Origin of the sequence: Flammeovirga aprica JL-4 (assembly GCF_012844305.1) — a bacterium.
GTDB lineage: Bacteria > Bacteroidota > Bacteroidia > Cytophagales > Flammeovirgaceae > Flammeovirga > Flammeovirga aprica.
In genome coordinates this window covers 22748-43581 of the sequence record NZ_JABANE010000015.1, presented here as the reverse complement: position 1 = coordinate 43581, position 20834 = coordinate 22748, and the positions used below count along the sequence as shown (strand labels likewise).

Annotated in this window: 14 protein-coding genes; 13 read left to right on the top strand and 1 reads right to left on the bottom strand. The window is 36.3% G+C overall.

Features of this window, described 5'->3' with window-relative positions; genetic code table 11:
- Positions 1-148: 148 nt before the first annotated feature.
- From HHU12_RS07535 to HHU12_RS07510, 6 genes are all read left to right on the top strand, one after another.
- Entirely contained in the window at positions 149-2176 is a 2028-nt protein-coding gene (locus HHU12_RS07535) for a glycoside hydrolase family 127 protein (RefSeq protein ID WP_169656138.1), read from the top strand.
- Between the two features lie 61 nt (positions 2177-2237).
- Complete coding sequence (locus HHU12_RS07530) at positions 2238-3296, top strand: L-rhamnose/proton symporter RhaT (RefSeq protein ID WP_169656137.1); 1059 nt, start codon at positions 2238-2240, stop codon at positions 3294-3296.
- Positions 3297-3309: 13 nt separating this feature from the next.
- Positions 3310-4470, top strand: coding sequence for a mandelate racemase/muconate lactonizing enzyme family protein (locus HHU12_RS07525; RefSeq protein WP_169656136.1), 1161 nt, complete (start codon positions 3310-3312; stop codon positions 4468-4470).
- Positions 4427-5890 carry an aldehyde dehydrogenase family protein gene (locus tag HHU12_RS07520; RefSeq protein ID WP_169656135.1) on the top strand — a complete coding sequence of 488 codons (1464 nt, stop codon included), beginning with the start codon at positions 4427-4429 and terminating at the stop codon, positions 5888-5890. Before HHU12_RS07525 ends, HHU12_RS07520 begins: the two co-directional genes overlap by 44 nt.
- 2 nt (positions 5891-5892) lie before the next feature.
- Positions 5893-6852 carry a 2-dehydro-3-deoxygalactonokinase gene (locus HHU12_RS07515; protein WP_169656134.1) on the top strand — a complete coding sequence of 320 codons (960 nt, stop codon included), beginning with the start codon at positions 5893-5895 and terminating at the stop codon, positions 6850-6852.
- Positions 6845-7477, top strand: a complete 633-nt coding sequence (locus HHU12_RS07510) for a bifunctional 4-hydroxy-2-oxoglutarate aldolase/2-dehydro-3-deoxy-phosphogluconate aldolase (RefSeq protein ID WP_317170459.1) — start codon at positions 6845-6847, stop codon at positions 7475-7477. The genes HHU12_RS07515 and HHU12_RS07510 overlap by 8 nt, the downstream gene beginning before the upstream one ends.
- 425 nt (positions 7478-7902) lie before the next feature.
- On the opposite strand, the gene HHU12_RS07505 is transcribed toward HHU12_RS07510, so the two are convergent.
- Positions 7903-8715: an alpha/beta hydrolase gene (locus HHU12_RS07505; RefSeq protein WP_169656132.1), complete on the bottom strand. Its 813-nt coding sequence runs from the start codon at positions 8713-8715 to the stop codon at positions 7903-7905.
- A gap of 396 nt (positions 8716-9111) precedes the next feature.
- Between HHU12_RS07505 and HHU12_RS07500 the strand changes: the two genes are divergently transcribed.
- The 7 genes from HHU12_RS07500 (at position 9112) to HHU12_RS07470 (ending at position 20814) form a co-directional block, all read left to right on the top strand.
- Positions 9112-11274 carry a peptidase domain-containing ABC transporter gene (locus tag HHU12_RS07500; protein WP_169656131.1) on the top strand — a complete coding sequence of 721 codons (2163 nt, stop codon included), beginning with the start codon at positions 9112-9114 and terminating at the stop codon, positions 11272-11274.
- A gap of 11 nt (positions 11275-11285) precedes the next feature.
- Positions 11286-12644: an HlyD family secretion protein gene (locus HHU12_RS07495; RefSeq protein WP_169656130.1), complete on the top strand. Its 1359-nt coding sequence runs from the start codon at positions 11286-11288 to the stop codon at positions 12642-12644.
- Positions 12613-14055, top strand: coding sequence for a TolC family protein (locus HHU12_RS07490; RefSeq protein ID WP_169656129.1), 1443 nt, complete (start codon positions 12613-12615; stop codon positions 14053-14055). The genes HHU12_RS07495 and HHU12_RS07490 overlap by 32 nt, the downstream gene beginning before the upstream one ends.
- A 256-nt stretch (positions 14056-14311) precedes the next feature.
- Positions 14312-16219: a transglutaminase domain-containing protein gene (locus HHU12_RS07485; RefSeq protein ID WP_169656128.1), complete on the top strand. Its 1908-nt coding sequence runs from the start codon at positions 14312-14314 to the stop codon at positions 16217-16219.
- 492 nt (positions 16220-16711) lie between these two features.
- Positions 16712-16882 carry a hypothetical protein gene (locus tag HHU12_RS07480; RefSeq protein ID WP_169656127.1) on the top strand — a complete coding sequence of 57 codons (171 nt, stop codon included), beginning with the start codon at positions 16712-16714 and terminating at the stop codon, positions 16880-16882.
- Positions 16883-17191: 309 nt separating this feature from the next.
- Entirely contained in the window at positions 17192-17863 is a 672-nt protein-coding gene (locus tag HHU12_RS07475) for a hypothetical protein (protein ID WP_169656126.1), read from the top strand.
- Positions 17864-18210: 347 nt separating this feature from the next.
- Positions 18211-20814, top strand: coding sequence for a VPS10 domain-containing protein (locus tag HHU12_RS07470; protein ID WP_240970881.1), 2604 nt, complete (start codon positions 18211-18213; stop codon positions 20812-20814).
- Positions 20815-20834 lie beyond the last annotated feature (20 nt).

Here is a 20834-nt window from a genome sequence, read left to right as displayed (position 1 = left end):
TTTTTACCGAGAATGGATAATTTTTAAGAATTCATTCCCCTGCTTACCCTCTAATTTTACATTATGATCAAAGACTTGAAATAAGGAACTCTTCAATCTTTGGTTAATCAAGCTAATTACTCAAGAAAAGTTTAAGACTATATATTAAATGAAAAAGTTATTTGTAATGGCTTGTGCTGCTCTGATGACTCAGGTAGGTGTAGCACAGGAGAGAGGCGTTTTAGGGCAAGCAAACACCCCTAATGTAGCATTGAAAAGTATCAATTTAGGAGATTGTAAGTGGACGGAAGGTTTCTGGGCAGACAAATTTGAAGTCGCAGAAACATCTATGGTGCCTTATATGGGCGAAGTATTGACTGGTGATGTGGGACATGCTTTGAACAACTTCAAAATTGCGGCAGGTTTAAAAGAAGGAAAACACCAAGGGATGCACTGGCACGATGGTGACTTCTATAAGTGGATTGAAGCTTCAATGTATGTATATGCTCAGAATGGCGATAAAGCATTGTTGGAAGAGATCGACGGTTACATCAAAATTATTGGTGAAGCTCAAGAAGAGGACGGTTATATTCAGACGCAAGTTCAGCTGAGAAACAATGTAGACCGTTATGAAAACCGTAAGTTTCATGAGATGTACAACACAGGTCACTTATTGACTTCTGCTTGTATACATCACAGAGTTACAGGACAGTCCAACTTCTTGGATATTGCTGTGAAACATGCGGATTTCTTATATAAAACATTCAATACTGATGATCCTCGATACGGACGTTTTGGTTTTAACCAAACACAAATCATGGGATTGGTAGAGATGTACAGAACTACAGGAAATAAAAACTACTTGGACCTTGCAGAAAGATTTATCAATAACAGAGGTAAATATGAAGTAGAGGAAACACCTGAAACACAAGGTTATCCAATTGGTGATATGGTGCAGGAAAGAGTGCCATTGAGAGAGTCGGATGAGGCAGTTGGACACGCCGTTTTAGCATTGTATTACTATGCAGGTGCAGCGGATGTAGCATCTGAAACAGGAGAAAAAGCATTGGTAGACGCATTGGACAGACTTTGGGACAATGTGACAAATAAGAAAATGTATGTTACTGGTGCGGTAGGACAAGCGCATTATGGAGCATCAACAAACCGTGATAAGATTGAAGAAGGTTTTATTGATGCTTACATGATGCCAAACATGACGGCTTATAATGAAACTTGTGCCAACGTTTGTAACTCAATGTTCTCATACAGAATGTTAGGATTACATGGGGAATCAAAATATGCTGATATCATGGAGTTAGTATTGTACAACAGTGGTTTATCAGGTATTTCATTAGAAGGTAAAGATTATTTCTATTCTAACCCATTGAGAATGGTGCATGGATCTAGAGATTATTCGAAACACAACACAGAAACGCCAGTTAGAGAGCCTTACTTGGAGTGTTTCTGCTGTCCTCCAAACATTGTACGTACAATTGCAAAATCATCGAACTGGGCTTATAGTTTATCAAAAAATGGTGTAGCAGTAAACCTTTACGGAAGTAACAGACTAGAGACAAAATTACAGGATGGTTCTACAGTTATTTTAAATCAAGTAACGAATTATCCATGGGAAGGTACAGTAAATATTACTGTTGAAAAAGCGAAAAAACAGCCATTTGACGTTATGCTTAGAATTCCAAACTGGGCAGTAGGTTCAACTGTTAAAGTGAACAACGAAGCAGTGGATGTAAAAGTGGTAGAAGGAGAGTTTGCAACAATCAACAGAAAGTGGAAAAAGGGTGATATTGTCACTCTGGACATGCCAATGGAAGTGAAACTTGTAGAAGCAAATCCATTAGTAGAGGAAGCAAGAAACCAAGTAGCGGTAAAGAGAGGTCCTATTGTATACTGTGTAGAAACACCAGATTTACCGAAAGATGCAAAGATTTTGGATGTGTACTTCAAAGGAGGAGCACCGTTAAAAGTAAATTACAACAAAGACCTTTTAGGTGGTGTAGCAACAATTGAAGCACCAATTTTAATCAGAAAAGATCAAGCAAAAGAAGACATGTACTCAACAGTAGATGTACCTAAGTTTGATGAGTCATCGATACAACTTGTACCTTATTTCACTTGGAATAACAGAGGTGAAGCAGAAATGACCGTATTTATGCCAGTCATCTGGAATAATTTATAAAAGCCCCAGCAAGGAGACGATGTTCTCCTTGCTTTTCTAGTCTTAATAAACGAACGATAGAATGGATTTATTCGCAATTTTTTTAATATTATGTGCTAGTTTTTTTCAGGGGACTTTTGGCCTTGGAATGAAGCATATTGCTCCTTTAAAATGGGAGAATTGGTGGTTGGTACATGCCACTACCGCTATGATTATCCTACCCATTGCCTGGGCACTATTTGTAGAACCTAATACTTTTTCAATTATAGCTGATATCGATCAATCTGTTCTTTTCATGGCAATGCTTTTTGGCTTTTTATGGGGAATAGGAGGTATTCTTTTTGGAGTGAGTGTGGAGTATACAGGGGTGAGTATCACCTACGGAATTGTGATGGGTTTAGCCGCTTCAATGGGTTCTTTAGTGCCACTTTTCCAAATGGAAACTTTACCAGAAAATATGAATTTGGTATTGAGCGGAGTGGGCTTGCTTTTAGTAGGAGTAGGTATTACTGCAGTAGCAGGAGTGAAAAGAGATAAAGCTCAAAATAATGTATTAAATGCAGAGCAAGAGTTTGAAGAAGATGGTGATGTATTAGTCGCTGAACCTGTAGTGGCAGTTCAACCGAAAAAATCAATTCAAACAGGAGTCTTGATAGCGGTTACAAGTGGTGTGCTTTCAGCACTATTGAACGTTGGCTTTACAAATGCCTTACCCGTAGCCGATAATGCAGTTCAAAATTATGGCACTAACCCAACAGACGCAAGTTTAGTAGCATGGGTAGTGGTATTAATGGGTGCATATTTAATGAACTTCGGCTTTGCCCTTTTCAAAATGATCCAAAATAAATCATGGGGAGGTTTTGCGGTAGCAGGAAGCTCAAAAGCCTATTTATGGTCAGTTTTAGCAGGTGTATTTTGGTTTGGCGCCTTGGGTATTTATGGACAAGGAGCTGCTTTGATGGGAGACTTAGGTCCCGTTTTAGGATGGCCAATGATGCTTGGTATTTCATTGATTGTGAGTAATGTGTGGGGATATAGATCAGGAGAGTGGAAAAATGCATCCTCATCATTCAAAATTTTATTAGGAGGACTAGCAGTATTAATATTTGCGATTTGTCTATTGGGCTTCGCTAATGCTTAAATCAAAAAAGAAAATGAAAATTGTAGATATAACGCCTTACGTATTATCACAGGAACTAGAAACACCTTTTTATTTTTCCCAATGGCACTATGCCTCTAGAAAAATATGTTTGGTGAAAGTGACACTGGAAGATGGTACGTACGGTTGGGGAGAAGGATACGGTCCTGCAGATATGATCAAAACAGGGATTGATTTTCTCAAAGGATTCATCATTGGTGAGAATGTTTTGGAAAACGAAAAGATCTGGCAGATCATGTATCTCAGAACATTGGACTTTGGTAGAAGTGGTATTTTTAATTCAGCTATCAGTGCCATTGATGTTGCGTGTTGGGATTGTAAAGGAAAAGTATTGCAACAGCCTGTTTCCGTTTTATTAGGAGGGGTGAAAAACCCAATTATCCATCCTTATGCCACAGGTTTTTACTTTACGGATTCGCCAACTTTAGAAGACGATCTAATTAAAGAAGCGAACTATTACAAGGAACAAGGGTTTAGAGCGGCTAAAATGAAAGTCGGTTTAGGCATAGAAAAAGACGTTTATTATGTCAACCTATTGAAAAATGCCCTTGGTGATGATGTCAAATTAATGATCGATTCTAATCATGCTTACAATTATAGAGAAGCGTTGGAATTGTGTAAAAGAATAGAGCATTTGAATATCGGTTGGTTTGAAGAACCTGTTCACCCTGAGGATTTTAAAGGGTATAAAGCATTGCGTGAGAATACACATATTCCAATTGCAGGAGGAGAGTGTGAGTACTTGAAGCATGGTTTTAAAAGGCTTTTTGAAAACGACAGTGTAGACATCGCTCAGCCAGATATTTGTGCTACAGGCGGTCTAACTGAAGTAAAAAGAATAGCCACTCTAGCACAAAGCTACCATAAAGACATAGTGCCTCATTCGTGGGGAACTTGGATTGCCATCAGTGCGGCCATTCATTTTGTAGCCAATTTGGATCAGAACCCTGGACGTATGTTCAGAAATGCCCCAATGATTGAATTGGACAGAACAGAAAATCCATTGAGAGACGATGTGATCGAGCATCATATTGAAGTCATCAATGGAGAAATCAAAGTACCTGAATTACCAGGACTAGGAATTGAAGTAAACCAAAAATATCTAAATAAATATGGAGACAATAGTTCAAAACAAAGCCTTGAAGTTTGGCAGTAAAAAGTTATATATCAACGGAGAATTTGTAAATGGAGCTACTAACGCAACTACTTTTGCAACTTGTCCTCATGATCAACAGCCAATTTGTGAAGTAGCACAGGCTACAAAAGAAGATACAGAGTTTGCTTTGCAATCTGCCCATGAAGGTTTCTTGAAATGGTCAAAGTTACCGTTGGAAGAACGTTTAGAGTGGATCAAGAAATTACGTGATAAAATCATTGAAAACGGTGATCAGTTGAGAGAAGCTGTATGTCATGAAATGGGTAAAACTTGGGATGCATCTGTAGAAGATCTTACAAGTATCGCTGATTCATTGGCTTTTTACAGTGAGGAAATGAGAGTGAAGTCTGAGTTTGCTATTGAGGACCGTCAAGGAACACATACTCACCGTATGGTCTATCAGCCTTTGGGAGTGGTAACAGCCTTTTTAGCATGGAACTTCCCATTATTGAACCTTGGATTCAAACTAGGTCCAGCACTTGCAGCAGGTTGTTCTATTGTGATTAAAGCCTCAGAATCTTCATGTATCTCTTCTTTGATGATTGCTGAATTTGCACATCAAATTAATTTCCCGAAAGGAGTGATTACAGTGTTGTGCGGTAACCGTCAAAATGTAGGGGTGCCATTATGTGAAAGCACTATTCCAAAACTAGTCACTATGATTGGTTCTACTTTTACAGCACAAAAACTAATTGAGCAATCTGTAAAGACTTCCATCAAAAGATATTCAATGGAATGTGGTGGTAATGCACCATTTATTCTTTTCGAAGACGGTAATATGGAAGATGCCTTAGCGATCACAAAAGCCATCAAGTTTGGTGGTAATGCAGGTCAGGTATGTGTGGCACCCAACCGTTTTTATATTCACGAAAGTGTTTATGATCAATTCCTTTTACAGTTGGTAGAAGCGGCGAAAGGTACCAAATTAGGCTTCTTCAAAGAGCAAGGTATCAATATGGGACCTTTGGCCAATGCATCACAAATTGAGTCAGTAAGCCATTTTGTGAATCAATGCGTAGAGCAAGGAGGTAAGATCCTTACAGGCGGTAAAAAAGTAGAAGGAGAGGGCTGTTATTTCGAGCCAACTGTGATTGAATTAGAAAACCATAAAGCCGATATCCTTCAGCATGAAGTTTTTGGTCCTGTGTGTGTGATCATGAAGTTCTCAACTTTAGAAGAGGTATTAGAATATGCCAATGATTCAACAGCAGGTCTGGCATCTTACGTTTTCTCAGAAAATGAAGAGTTATTGGAGACGGTAGCCATGGAATTAGAGTTTGGTGAAGTACAGCAGAATGGTGTGAAATACGATATTAATCTTCCTCACTTGGGCGTGAAGAACAGTGGTATTAGCATGGACTGTTCAAAATTTGCCTTGGATGATTACTTGATTTTAAAACGTATCAGCAAAAAGCTTTAATCATGAGTTTACCCGAAACATTTATAAGTTGTGATTGGGGTACTACCAATTTGAGGTTGAGAGTGATTAACACTGCTACCTTGGACGTAATGAAAGAATTTTCTTCCAATCAAGGAGTGAAGGAATTGTATAAAAATTATTCGGAGCAAGATCTTCTGGATAAGCACAGTTACTATTCTAACTTTCTAGAACAAAAGCTTCAGGACATTACTGACCTCAATCAGAAAAATATCATTGTAGCCTCAGGTATGATTACATCATCAATGGGGATGTGTGAACTTGGCTATACTTCTATGCCGTTTTCAGCACAGGGCAAGGAAATTTTCAGTAAAGTGATTTCTATTTCAAAGGACCTTTCTGTTCTGATGATTTCAGGAGTAAAACAAGGTGATGATGTAATGCGTGGTGAAGAAGTGCAAGCACTGGGGCTGACGGAATATCTTGAAGGTATCAGTGAAGGTGTTTTGTTATTGCCAGGCACGCACAGCAAGCACCTTACTTTTCAGGAAAATACCTTCCATAAACTAGACACTTTCATGACCGGAGAAATATTCGATATGCTGACCAAGCACAGTATTCTCTCCAACTCCATTGCCAAAGGAGAATTCAATGAAACCAACAAAAAGGCATTTCAGGAAGGAGTCCAAAAAGCAGTGGCTGAAGGTATCAGTAAGAACTTATTTAAGGTAAGGGCTAAAGCGCTTTTAGATAATAGAGATAAGGTAGAAAGCTATTATTACCTCAGTGGATTACTGATCGGTGATGAGTTGGCCTACTTGAAAGATCAAAACCCAAAAGTTTGTATTGCTGCTTCAGGTATGCTGAATGAGTTATATCAGTTAGCATTAGAAGTGGTAGTAGAAGATAGAAACAGATTGGTCTTTTTTGAGGAGGATGTTCTTGAAAAAGCATTATTAATTGGACAGAAAAAAATCTTAGAACAACAATATGAGTGTGTGTAAAGTCAAGGAGTTTTCATGGACTAAATTCCATGATGCTCCAATTGTCGGTATTCTTAGAGGGGTAGACGAAACCACTTTGGAACGTATTATCCCCATTTATGTACAGGCAGGTTTAAGTACAATTGAGATCACGCTAAACACTCCAAATGCATTAGCGTTTATTGAAAAACTATCTGCCGCTTATCCTGATCTAAACGTTGGGGCAGGTACAGTTTGTGACCTTGAAGGTTTAGACAAAGCACTGGAAGCAGGAGCACAGTTCATTGTCACGCCTATTGTAGACCAAGAGGTCATCGCAAAATGTAAAAGTCTTGAGATTCCTGTTTTCTCAGGAGCATTGACGCCAACAGAAATCTACACGGCTTGGAAAGCAGGTGCGACTGCAGTAAAAATATTTCCTTGTTCTCAGTTTGGTGCTAATTACGTAAAAGACATTAAAGCACCACTCAATGAGATCAAAGTTTTACCAACAGGTGGAGTAGACAGTAAAAATATTCAATCATTCTTCAAAGCAGGAGCTTATGGAGTAGGGATGGGTGGTTCTTTGTTTCCTAAAGCATTACTAGTGGAAGGACAAGAAGACGCTTTACTATCTCACTTTACAGCTTTGAAAGATTCGTTTTAAAGAAAATAAATTGTGATGCGATTAATTGCCTTGAATAAATAGTTAATTATTCCATAGGAAGGGTTGAGTTGTGATGACTTAACCTTTCTTTTTTTCTGAAAATCTGAGAAAGAGCTCAAAAACCTTTATTGACTTATTTTGTGCTTTAGATTTTTGAACAAAAAGAAAAGAAATTGAAAATAAAAGGATGATTTTTTGAGAAAATGAAACCAAAATTTCTTACAAATTGAAAATAATTTTAATTTTTTCTTAATAAAAATCTTGGCTAACGTTCTTGAATCGAAGATTCTGAAAAATTCTTCTAGTTGCAACAAAAAAAGACAGATGAAATGTCATAAAAATTTCTTAATTTTGAATATAATTTCTATTAAGAATTAAGTGGCCCGAATAGTATTATTAGTATATTATTCGGGTTTTTTTGTGCTTTAATCTAAAAATGTAACTATTTGATCTACAATAGATTGAGTTCTTAGTATGCGAAAATGACCAGTGTTTTCTATACGTCTCAACTCGCAAACATCTCCCCACGCTTTCGCTACACTTTCCGATTGTTCAATGTTGACAACTTTATCATTTATATCGTGTAAAATCAACGCCTTTTTTACATTGGATTTTTTGACGAAATCAGAAACATTTTGATCTTTAACTTTTAAATTAAATTCAGATTCTAATTTATTGACAAGCCTTGTTTTTACTTTGTTAGTGATTCCTACAAATGCTGCAACATCATCCAAACGCTGTTCAAAGCGGTCAGGAGTAGTAAGCATTACATATTTTGAAATTTGGATATTTTCGTGATTCGCTAAACAGTGCGTAGTACCTACACTGCCAAAAGAGTGAGAAATGATCTGATGCATTTCATACTTTTCCAGCATATATTGTATGATATTACTGAAGTCAAACATGGTAGTTCTGCCTTGCTCACTAAACCCATGAGAAGGAGCGTCAAAAGCATAAACCGTATAGTCGTTATCAATCAAGCTTGGAATAATGTCAGAGAAGTTGCCTGCCTGACCTTCCCATCCATGCACAAGAAGGACTTTTTTGGAGCCATTGCCCCATTTATAAGTTTGAATGCCAATCCCATTAATTTGAACCTTATCTTTTTTAGCTTGTTCTAATACTTCAATTTCATGAGGACGAAGCTTAAAGACCTGAGGTTTTAGAATTTTTTTGTAGGCAATATTTACCACAACATTGGGTGCGGTAGTTGAAAGTAATTTGATGAGTGGTTTCATAGATCTGTCTTTTTTACAAAATTATTCTTATTTATTGTGAATAACAACTCATTCATTGATAAAAAAATAAGGGGCCAAATTGGCCCCTTATTTAACACTCTCTTACAAGAGTGCCTGTTAAAACAAACAGTTTGTGAAAATAGTTGGTGGATTAAAAGTATATCTTTAAACACTGTAACAGTGTTTTTTTTATTATTTCTTAAATAATACACACATAACATATTTTACCCTACTTGTTTAAGGAATGTTGCTTAACTTTACATTTATTAGGAGTTGAAAGGGGAAAGTTTTATAAATCTTAAATTTTGAAATATTTACTTTCACCTTATTAATTCATAAAACATTTAATGTAGTTTTGTGTTCAAGACTTAACACTACGAAACAACTTCTGTTTTTATGACAAATAAAGGATATAAAAAACTTAGTCATTTACTATCTAAACATATACAACATCAAGTCGAAGGAGATGTAATAGAGCCAATTCTAGACCCAAGCCAGGAAACGGATTTTTGGGGTAATCTTGTGCGATATGCTGATGGTATGAATCTGGCTATTATAAAAAATAAAGGGACAATCACTTCATTGGCCCAACATCTGGAAAAGAGCATTACGCCATTTGTGGCACTTTGTAAGCTTGAAGGCTCTACACTTCCTGTTATTTTTTATGTAAACGAAAGTGGTAAAACACTAGCTGCTGTAGTAGATGTTTTAGGACAGGAGACAGAAATTAACCTTACCATTGCTTTAGAAAACCTTATCAGGTTAGAATCGGGTGAAATTGAATACGCTATTCCAATTTCAAATAACCCTATTATATCTGACTCTACAACGAAGGAAAAGAGCAATTCTATTTCTCGTCTTTACAGATTGCTTTCTGCGGAGAAAAAAGACATTGCCTACATTTATATTTATGCATTACTGATTTCATTGTTTGGTTTAGTGCTTCCGTTAGGTGTACAGACTGTGATCGAACTTATAGCAGGTGGTGTGGTAATTGACTCCATCACCGTCATGATTGGTTTGGTGATTGTAGTGACCATGTTTACGGGTGGGCTACAAATTATGCAGCTGAAACTGGTGGAGACCTTGCAAAGAAGAGTTTTCGTGAAAGCGGCCTTTGAGTTTGCTTTCCGTTTACCGAGAATCAAGCTGGAGTCATTGATGGGAAGTTATGCACCAGAACTGATGAACCGTTTCTTTGATGTGCTGACCATCCAGAAGAGTTTACCGAAATTCCTGATTGATTTATCAGGAGCAATCTTGCAGATTCTTTTCGGTATGATTCTTCTTTCTTTCTATCACCCATTATTTATTGTATTCGGTATTGTATTGATTTCCCTTTTGGTGATCTTGTTTTACTACACAGGTCCAAAAGCATTGGATGCCAATATGGTAGAGTCAAAATATAAATATAAGGTAGTACATTGGCTGGAAGAAATGGCGAGAACGCTGTTGTCTTTCAAAATTGCAGGGGGTACATCATTGCCATTAGAAAGAACAGAAAACTTGACGAATCACTATTTGCATTACAGAGAAAAGCAATTCAACGTAGTGATCAATCAGTTCCTTTATGTATATATCTTTAAAACCTTAGTAACCGGTGGTTTATTAATTATTGGTTCTTGGTTAGTGATTAACAGAGAAATCAACTTAGGTCAGTTCGTTGCCTCTGAGATTGTGATTGTATTGGTACTTTCAGCATCAGAGAAGTTGGTATTGTCTATGGAAGTAGCTTATGATATGCTGACAGCTGTAGATAAAATTGCTCATGTAACAGATTTACCATTAGAAAAGAAAAACGGGGTGGTAATGCCTGTAAGAGATAGCAAAGGTTTTGAGGTGAAGGTAAAAGATTTACACTTTACATACCCTAATGGTAGAAAGGCTTTGAATGGTGTGAATTTGCATATTAATCAAGGAGAAAGATTATGCTTGCTAGGTTATAATTTCTCAGGGAAAGATGCGATGATGCTGGCATTGTCAAGTATGCTGAATGACTATAAAGGTGCGATTACTTATGATGACTACTCATTAAAAGATGTCGATCTTAACAGTATAAGAAATCAGATTTCAAAGAACCTCTCAGAAGAAGAGCTTTTTGATGGCACTATCCTCGAAAACATTTCTATGGGTAGAGAAGGTGTGACTTACGATGATGTATTGTGGGCATTAAAGAATGTAGAATTACTTGATTTTGTCAATAAACAGCCTCAAGGTTTAAATACATTGATCACAGCAGGAGGCAAGGTCTTCCCTGAAAGCGTAACAATGCGTTTCTTACTAGCGAGATGTATTGTGGACCGTCCGAAATTATTGATTCTAAACAAGACATTCCGTGAGTTGGACAGTCATGTGAGATTGAAAGTACTTTCATTCTTGATTGATAAAGAAAACCCTTGGACATTGGTATTTGTTGGTAATGACCCTATTCTTTCAAACTTATGTGACCGAGTGGCGATTATGTCGCAAGGTAAATTAGAGACAATAGGTACACTAGATGAAGTGAAGGGACACCCGAGTTTCCAGAATTGTATTTTACCACCAACAAATAACGCTTAAATCAGAAAGTTATGTTAAATATCACTCCAAAAAACTCTTCTGATCAGCAGGAATTTGACAGAAGATTTGGTTCTCTAAATACATTAAATACACCCTCTGAGGCAAAGAAAATTGCACAGTGGATCATGGCTATTATCGCTATCTTTTTTGTAGTAATGTTTTTGCCATGGCAGCAGAACATCAGAGCAAGAGGTGAAATGACGGCATTAATGCCACAAGACAGACCACAGAAAATTCAGTGTCCAATTGACGGTACAATTGCTAAATGGAATGTTGCAGAAGGTCAAGAAGTGGATTCGGGTCAGGTGTTATTGACTATTGCCGAAGTAAAAGATAAGTACATTGACCCAGATATGATTCTTCGTTTGGAAGAAGGTATTATGGCTAAAGGTGAGGCTATTGAAGCCAAAAGAGATAAAGTACAAGCCAAAGAGCGTCAATTAAGAGCTTTGGAAGAAGGTTTGATCATCAAATTAAAACAGTTTGATAACAAAATTCAACAAAGTCTACTAAAAGTTGAAAGTGATAGTATCGCCTGGCAAGCGGCTAAGGTAGACCTTAAAAACGCCGACCGTCAGTACAATGCCAATCAGGAACTTTATAATAAGGGCTTGATCTCTTTAACTAAACTAGAAGGCGTAAGAAGTAAATATCAGCAGTCAGTTTCAAAAGAAGTTGGAGCAAGAACTAAGTTCGAAATGGCAATCAACGAATACCAAAATGCAATTCTTGGTAAGAATGTCACTAGAAACGAAATGTTGGACAAAATTGCAAAAACGGATTCAGAATTAAGTACAACCCTGTCTGATATTGCAGATAGTGAAGGTGCTTTAGCAAAGGCTAGAAACGAGCTTTCAAGTATGGAAGTACGTGCTGGTATGCGTGTGATCCGTGCTCCTCAGAAAGGTATTGTAGTACAAGCGTTGAGCAGTGGTATTGGTGAAAACGTGAAAAGCGGTCAGGTATTGATGACATTGATGCCTGAAAATCCACATTTAGCAGCGGCTATTTATGTGAAAACGATGGATGTTCCATTGATTGAGGAAGGAAGACATGTTCGTTCGAGATTTGATGGATGGCCTTCAATTCAGTTCTCAGGATGGCCGAGTGTATCAGTGGGTACATTTGGTGGTAAAGTGGAAGTAGTCGATTTTGTAAATCAAGCTGACGGTACTTTTAGAATCTTAATTACACAAGATTTAAAAGAAAAAGATGATGAATGGCCAGTAGAACTCAGAATGGGTACTGGTGTATTTGGCTGGGTAATGCTTGAAGAAGTGCCAATATGGTACGAACTTTGGCGTCAGATCAATGGTTTCCCGCCTAGTTTGAAAAATTATGATACATCTGCAAAAGGAAAAAAGAAATAATATGAGAGTAGTTTTAATGGGGTTGTTATTGCACCTCAGTTTCTGTAATCTGCTGTATGCACAGGAAATTTCAGAAAATGACTCTACGGAAAGTATTCTTTCTTTAGATGATTTGTATGAAATTGTAATGGTATATCATCCCGTTGCCCAGCAAATTGCCCTACTCTCTGAGCAAGGTCAAATGCAGGTGCGATTGGGTAAAGGTTATTCAGACCCCAAGATTTATTCTAAGTATGATCAGAAGGTTTTTAAAACCAAAGATTATTATACAAAGTGGAATAGCTATGCTAAAATTCCCGTTTGGGCAGGTTCGATTAATGTAGGTTATGAAAGAAATGACGGCATTAATCTCAACCCTGAAAATGACACCAATGGTGGTAAGGGTCTGATGTATGTTGGCTTGGAACTTCCGGTCTTGAAGGGTTTGCTGATGGACGAACGTAGAGCAATGCTCAAAAAAGGTTACGCTATGCAGCAGATGACGGAAGCGGATCAGATCAAGCAAATCAACAAATTGATTCTTCAGGTAGCTAAGGATTATTGGACATGGTATTTCTCGTATCATCAATACCGTTTAGCCGAAGAAGGATATGATCTTGCTATTTTCAGAAAAGAAGCTGTTGATGAAAGAATTCGTCAGGGTGATTTGGCCAATGTAGACGGTGTAGAAGCACTAATTACAATTCAGGATAGAGAAATCAATCTTAAATTAGCCAAACTGGAATTACAGAAGGCACGTCTTGTTCTTTCTAATCATTTATGGAATGAAGAAGGAAAACCTCTGGAACTTCTTGATAACGTTCTTCCAGAAGAGTTGGGTGTTGAAGTATTGCCGGTATTGGAGAATTTACTGACTGAAGCGTCTGTGAAACATCCGGACATCGTTAAGATTCAAACCAAAACGACAATCTTGAAAGTAGATCAGCGTTTAGCCAAAGAAGCGGTAAAACCTGAGCTGAATTTAAAATACAATTATCTAGGAACCACTCCAGTAAGTGGATGGGAGTATGGTTTAGATGAAAATTATAAGTTTGGTGCCTCTTTCTCTATGCCTATTTTCTTAAGAAAAGAAAGAGCGAAATTGCAGATGACAAAGTTGAAGTTGCAAGACAACGACCTGCAGTTGATTATGACAAAGAGAGAAGTTGAAAACAACATCAGAAAAGCCTTTCTAGCCGTTCAGAACTATGTGGAACTGACGGATATGCAAAGCGAAATGTCTCAGAATTATGAGATTTTATTGCAAGGCGAAACTGAAAAATTTGATGCTGGAGAAAGTTCTGTTTTCTATATGAATGTCCGTGAAGGAAAATTATTGGAAGCACAAACGAAGCTTTTTAAAATGAAAGCGGAATATGCCAAGTCTGTTGCCGAATTAAACTGGACAACTGGCTTATCTCCAACACTTTAGTTGTGATTTAGAATTATCGAATAAAAAAATAAATGGAAAAGGATTGATGATTTCAATCCTTTTTTTAATAAAAGTTAAATATACGCATAATACTTTTGTAAATTTTTCGTTAACTTAATGTTATGAAATGATATGGCAGAGTGAACTCTTCTGTCTTTTGATTATTATTATTATACTTTTTTGACTGTAACTAAATAAAAACGAATTGATGTCCTAAGTGTGCTTTTGAACATTGGGGCAACTATTGTCTTCGGTTATGATGAACTCTCGATCTATCTACACACGTTTATTGCTCTTAACATTATTATCCTTAGGTTGTACCACAGTATTTTCACAAAACAATGCGTCCTCCACTGTTTTTGTGCCACGATATGCTGAACAATCTTTAAATGAACTGAGTAAATATTTGACTTCAAATGAAAACTCTGATTACCAAAAAGCCAAAAACATTTACGACTGGATTACCAATAACTTCCTATTGGAAGAGAGGTATAAAATCAAAAGGTATTCTATCCAGCAAATTTTGAAAAGAAGAAGGGGAACAGCAGAAGAATTTTCTAATTTATTTGATTCTCTTTGCCACAGGTCTGGGCTGGTTAGCAAGCAGATCGTGGGGTATACCTTCACAGAAAATAAACCGATCATCAAAGTGCTGTATCAGCCTAATCACTATTGGAATGCCATTCTGATAGATAAAAAGTGGTATCAAGTAGACTGTCTGTGGGGAAGTAATTATGGACGTTTAAAGAAACTTACTTTTGATATTAATGGCAATTCTGTCAACTATGAATTAAAAAAAGGGAAAGAAGCAGAAACCTATTTCTGTCCAGCACCTCAAGACCTAATCAAAACACATTTTCCCGCTGACCCTAACTGGCAATTGCTGGAAAATAGTATTACATCCAAAGAATTTATTCAAAATGACTTTTCAGGAGTAACCAATTCAAAACTGAGAAATGAAATATTGGATGAATATGCTACTTTAGAATGTTCTGATTACCTCTATCTAAGTTCAAAAAACGCTTTTGTTCATAACTCTAAAAATCATAGACAACTTGCTGTGTCTAGTTTAGAAAAAGGAAAAAATCTGGTATTTGATGTAAAAGCAACTCAAAAGGAAAAAGACTTGTTCTTTCAGAAGAAACAGATTTACTATCACGAAGCATCTTCTTCTGCATCCTCATACAGCAGTAACGTATCCTTATATTCGAAAGTCGAAAAAGAAGCACTTGTTTTGTGGATTAGACATAACATAAGTGGACCTATTGCTAAAAGAACAAAATACATCGACCGTTTTTCTTTTGATAAGCATAACATTGTGAAAAAGGAATTGCAGGAGAAAAACCTAGAAAATAATCTGAAACATTTCAAGGATAAGGTTTCTAAAAAGAACTATGCTTCACTCAAAAAACCAAGAAGAAAATCAGAACAAGATCCTTTATATTTTAAAGTGAACTTGCAACAGATAGAAGAAGCAGATTCTATCATACAAGAACTGGAGCTTAAAATAGCCAATCTGAAATCAATCAATAAGATCTTAATCGATAAAAAGAGAGAGCAGATCCTGGTAAAAAAGTCGTTGAACTATTCTCAAACTAGCTATCTACAGCAATTCAAATTACTGCTTCAAGTAGATGTTACATTGCAAGTATTAGGGCATCAATCTAGTCAGATTACAAGAGTAGATAATAGTATAGATGTATTGGTGAAATCTATAAAATCCATTGATAAAGATTTGGTATCCAATAAACTAGAGCTGTCTAAAAATATTTCTGAGTTAAAGAAGCAGATGAACACTAAACTAAGCTTGTATCGTGGGCTTTACATCGTGTCAAATGCAGAAACGGCTTACAAAAAAGAATACGATAAGGTAAACGAAAGTCTCAAAGAAGTTTTTGAAAATCAGATTAAAGCAAGAGAAGAAGAGTATGAAGCATTGGTGTGGAGTAATGATGCAATAATTGATGAGAATGAGGAATTAATGCGACAAAAGAAAATCATCAGGGATATAATAAAGATCAAATCTGATTTCAGGAAAAAGAAAATTGCATCTATTGCAAAAAGAGAAATCAGAGAAAAGAAATTCTGTGAGGAAATAACTCAAACTGTTTACGACGATTTAAATCAGATTAAAATCCATAAGAAAGAAGGGGTTTATAACTAGAAGTAAGCTGAGGTGCATGAGTAGTCGGATCTAACCTTCGTAGACCTTTTGATAGTTCAATAAGTAGCTGATCATAATTAAATATAGTTTATTAATGTAGAATGAATTGATCTCAGGTAAGGCAAAATTTACAGTCCTAGCCATAGCTAAGGCGAAAAATTTTAACGAAACCTGAGTTTAATTCAAATGCATTTAAGCTATAGATAATTTTGAACAGGTACTTATATAACTTAGAATAAATACAGAAACGTTAAAGTAACAATAAACATGTATTGTTACAGTATTTATTTTGAGTTGTTTATATGTGAAATAACGAAAGTACATTGTTATATAATTTAAAACAGGATGACTATTTTCGTTATTTAACTGTCAGTATATATTGCGTAAGTAGAGGTAAAGTCTTCAAGCGCTAAAGAGTACGTAACCGCTCTTTATTGTTTTACTAAATATGTAATATTGTTACATATCACTACCTAATCGAAATATATAGATATGAAAAAGAACCTAATCATTGCTGTATTAGTTGCCCTAGGGTTATCATCTTGTGATAATTGTGAATCTGTAATTTGCTCACAGTGCTATGAGGAACTTGGAGATTGCTCAAGTGAGCCGGCACATAAAGAATTTTGTCCTGCAAGAGGAGAAGAAGAGTATAATTATTAAAGTAACAGAGGTTTTATCTAGTTATAGAGTAGATAAACCTATTTGATAATTGTTTGATATAAGTAAGGAGGAATCAGTTTTATCATGAGGGTAGAACTGATTTTTTGTAGGTTGATGTTTACATTAATGACAAGAACAGGATTTTTGTAAATGAACAGTATAACAAAAGAGAATACCGCATTATAAAGTTGCAGTCATGTGATTTTTTTATTCAATACTAATCCTCATTAAATTATGTGAAGTTATACCAATAATTTAATTAGATCTATTATTTTGTGCATCACAAAATACAATGTAAATAACGATACTATGGCAACAGAAGAGCAAACTAAATTAGGTATTATTGAGCAGTTAAATTATCATCAGGCAAATGATCAATCTTATTTTGATGATGATTTTGACGATAAGCTGGAAGATACCCTTGTAGAGGAAGTATTACACTTTGCAAATCAAAACCCTGAAGCAATCAAAAAATACGTCAGGAGCAATATTATTTTGAATTATGTTTCAAGCAATTATTATGTATATAGAGCTATGACGTATAAGGAGGGGTCAACATGGTATCCTTTTCTTTTTGAGGAAATTAAACGAGTAGTAAAACTTGTCAATACTCATACTGTCACCATTGATGCATTAGATTGTCTCAATGGTATTTTCACATTTGATATTTATTACGATGACCATGATTTATATAATCAAATGTTGGAACATGTTACCGCCTGTCTGGATTTAAAGAGATCAGAAAAATATAATTTAGGTTTTCTTAGTTTGATATCATTTTTAGCGGTGGCTCCTGATTTTTCTGAGTTTAAAGGTTTTGAGAGATCAGAAAAGTGGATCAAAAGAGTACTCCACCTTGCCAATAATGGTCCCTTGAAAACAAAACTGATGGCACGTAGTGTGCTTGAAAAAATCTATTATGAACAGGGGATAAAAAAACTATCCTTCATGGAGAAAATATCAAGTCGTTTTATCTCTTAGTAAACCAAACAACACTATTTATATGTGTCAGTGGGCTCTCTATACTATTCGTTTAGAATTACTTCCCTGGCTTTGGCTTAAAAGCCTAGATTTTTTGTTTCGTTTTTCATCAATGGAAAAATGAGGAAGAGTGAAGCTTGAAAGTAGATCATAGAAAGTTTGTTGAAATACTTATTGAAAGTTAATGTGGTTCATATTGTGTCTTGCTGACATAGTATGAGCCATTTTTTTATGCATAAAGGGGTGAAAATTTTTCTATTTAGTGGGAGTAATTTTTTAATCGTTCTATTGACGTTTTTTTTATCTGATCTCCATTCTTTCGTCTTCTATTTTTGATGCGAAATGAAATGAGATCTATGAAGACAGACACTACTCCTAAGAAACTTTTTAGTTTACTATTATCCCTTTTTTTGCCTTGTTTACTTTGGGGACAAAGCATTGATAATTCCTATTTTAATAAAATAAGAAATGAGAAAGTAATTTCTGATACTTCTATTGTATGGAAGAACTTCGGCCCTGGAATGTCGGGCTATTGTGAGGAGTTTTGGTGCCACCCTACAGATACAAATGTGATGTTTATGGGACCCGATATGCATGTTACTTTTGGTACATGGGATGGCGGTCAATCATGGCAAACTGTAAAAGATTCAGATGGCTTGGGATATGATTTGGAGAGGACTCATGATATTCAATTTTCAAAGAACAACCCTGATTTTGGAGTAGCGATAGAAAGAGAAGGAGGAGTATATACTTCAGAAGATAGAGGAAGATCTTGGAAACAAGTAGCCGATATAGATAAGGCACATACAAAATTGGCAATTCATCCAAAGGACGATAAGACTTGGTACATTGGTGCAGGTGATTTTTGGAATGTAAAAAATAATCACCGTTCACTCAAAAATCTAAATGGCATTCAGCACAAGAGAGCTAATTATGGATATATATTAAAGACCACAAATGCTGGAAAATCCTTCAAGAGAATAGCGACAGGAATTGCAGACGATTTAGATATAGGAAGAATTATCATCCATCCTTCTCAACCCAATTTAATTTGGATAGCCACCAATCATGGTGTATTTAAGAGTAAAAATGAAGGAAAAAGCTGGAAGGCTTGTGCAGAAGGATTACCGAATAATTTGCCAAGAGATATGGTATCTTACTTTGATGAGAAAAATGAAAAATTCTCGTTATACCTTGTGGAGCAAACTTATTATAAAGAAGAAGGAAAGTCTGTAACAGCCAAAGGTGGTGTTTTTAGAAGCGATGATTTAGGGGAAAGCTGGAATGACATTACTGGAAATCTTTACTTCGATTTAAGTCAAATACATTTTACTGCTGAACATGATCGTTTTTACAGAACGATGGGCTATTGGTTTGGTATTTCAAAAAAAGAAGCGAAAGGGAAATTTACTCAGTTGCCACAAAAAACACTTTCCGTTTTCAATCGCATTGTCGTAAATCCTTTAGATCCCAATGAGATTCATGTGGCTTTTAATAAAAAGCATGATTTTACATTTGGCCCCGGAGATTTATGGTCAACAAGAGATGGCGGTAAAACATGGAAAGTGACAGCAAGACAAGGAAAGTATTGGTTGGAAAATAAGGATACAGCGTATTGGAAACAAAGAAACAATGATACAGGAAGCAATATTAAATTTGCTCATTTACAATATTATATGGATTTAGAACCTGCTCGTTCTGGCAATAGAATGTTGGCGGTCAATGCAAAAGGAGAGTTGTTTATAGGGATAGACCAACAAACATTAAAATCTACAGATCATGGCTACAGCTGGATCCAAATTGATGACGACGAGACTGCTGCTGGAAGCCAAAAATGGATAGGAAGAGGAGGAAGCAATTTACCCGGTAGATTTATGTTGTTAGAAACGGGTATTCCTGAACGAAGATTACTTTGCAGTGGTGAACATGGGCTTTGGGAAACTGCAAGTATTGGTAATTGGAAAGATCCTCAGGCAGTGGCTGTTCAACAGTTAGAAGGGCAGGTAAATCATTTTGGAATGCACTCTGTCTCTACGGTGGCTGTACATCCTAAAGACCCCAATATCATTTATATTTTGGGGTGGCGTCAAAGTCATAGAGGGAAACTTCGCCGATCAAATGATGGTGGGAAAACATGGGAAAACATCGCCACTATTTTTGATGTGGACAGTCCGCTCCATAAAAAGTTAGCCGCTCAGAACGCATTGATTATTGATCCTGAAAACCCTCAGAATATGTATTTCTGTGCCACTTATCAAATGATTTCTGAAGTAAGTGGAGGTAGAGGACCAAAGTTGACAAAAGGGCAATATGGTTTTTATCGTTCGCAAGATGGAGGTTATACATGGGAAGTGAGTAATAATGGAATGGATCATAAAGGGGCAAGTATCAGAAGAATCATCATGGACCCTGAAAATCCAACTACTTTATATGCCGCCGTAAATGACAATAATGGAGGTTTGTTTAAATCTACAGATAAAGGCAGTCAGTGGAAAAAGATGCGTATTCCATCAGAAATAAAAGCCGTCAATAATGTTTTTATAGATCGCAATACAAAACACATTTATATAAGTGCTGGAAGAAGAACGGGAGAGTACAACGAAGGTGGACTTTGGAAAAGTGAGAATAAAGGAAAAACATGGAAGAAGATCTTCAAAGCATCTTTTGTATGGCAAGCAGAAACTTCACCGGTCAATCCTGATTTAATAGTGATCAGTGTAGCTGGACAGGCGGGTGATCAGAAAGGAAAATTTAAAAATCCAGGAGTCTATTTATCTCAAAATGGAGGAAAGACTTGGAATAAAATTAACAAAGGACTCGGACAACCTAACAAAATAGTAGACGTAAAACCTGACCCTTATAATGAGAATGTACTTTGGTGTGCATCATGGGGATGTGGATGGTTTATTACGTACCTCAATAACGACGAAAAAGGCTGGCTCACTCAATAGTCAGCTTCACTCACACTTCA

What these genes read in the sequence shown, in the direction of transcription:
- HHU12_RS07535 (WP_169656138.1), top strand. Translation starts at nt 149, where the DNA reads ATGAAAAAGTTATTTGTAATGGCTTGTGCTGCTCTGATGACTCAGGTA.
- HHU12_RS07530 (WP_169656137.1), top strand. Translation starts at nt 2,238, where the DNA reads ATGGATTTATTCGCAATTTTTTTAATATTATGTGCTAGTTTTTTTCAG.
- HHU12_RS07525 (WP_169656136.1), top strand. Translation starts at nt 3,310, where the DNA reads ATGAAAATTGTAGATATAACGCCTTACGTATTATCACAGGAACTAGAA.
- HHU12_RS07520 (WP_169656135.1), top strand. Translation starts at nt 4,427, where the DNA reads ATGGAGACAATAGTTCAAAACAAAGCCTTGAAGTTTGGCAGTAAAAAG.
- HHU12_RS07515 (WP_169656134.1), top strand. Translation starts at nt 5,893, where the DNA reads ATGAGTTTACCCGAAACATTTATAAGTTGTGATTGGGGTACTACCAAT.
- HHU12_RS07505 (WP_169656132.1), bottom strand. Translation starts at nt 8,715, where the DNA reads ATGAAACCACTCATCAAATTACTTTCAACTACCGCACCCAATGTTGTG.
- HHU12_RS07500 (WP_169656131.1), top strand. Translation starts at nt 9,112, where the DNA reads ATGACAAATAAAGGATATAAAAAACTTAGTCATTTACTATCTAAACAT.
- HHU12_RS07495 (WP_169656130.1), top strand. Translation starts at nt 11,286, where the DNA reads ATGTTAAATATCACTCCAAAAAACTCTTCTGATCAGCAGGAATTTGAC.
- HHU12_RS07490 (WP_169656129.1), top strand. Translation starts at nt 12,613, where the DNA reads ATGATACATCTGCAAAAGGAAAAAAGAAATAATATGAGAGTAGTTTTA.
- HHU12_RS07485 (WP_169656128.1), top strand. Translation starts at nt 14,312, where the DNA reads ATGATGAACTCTCGATCTATCTACACACGTTTATTGCTCTTAACATTA.
- HHU12_RS07480 (WP_169656127.1), top strand. Translation starts at nt 16,712, where the DNA reads ATGAAAAAGAACCTAATCATTGCTGTATTAGTTGCCCTAGGGTTATCA.
- HHU12_RS07475 (WP_169656126.1), top strand. Translation starts at nt 17,192, where the DNA reads ATGGCAACAGAAGAGCAAACTAAATTAGGTATTATTGAGCAGTTAAAT.
- HHU12_RS07470 (WP_240970881.1), top strand. Translation starts at nt 18,211, where the DNA reads ATGAGATCTATGAAGACAGACACTACTCCTAAGAAACTTTTTAGTTTA.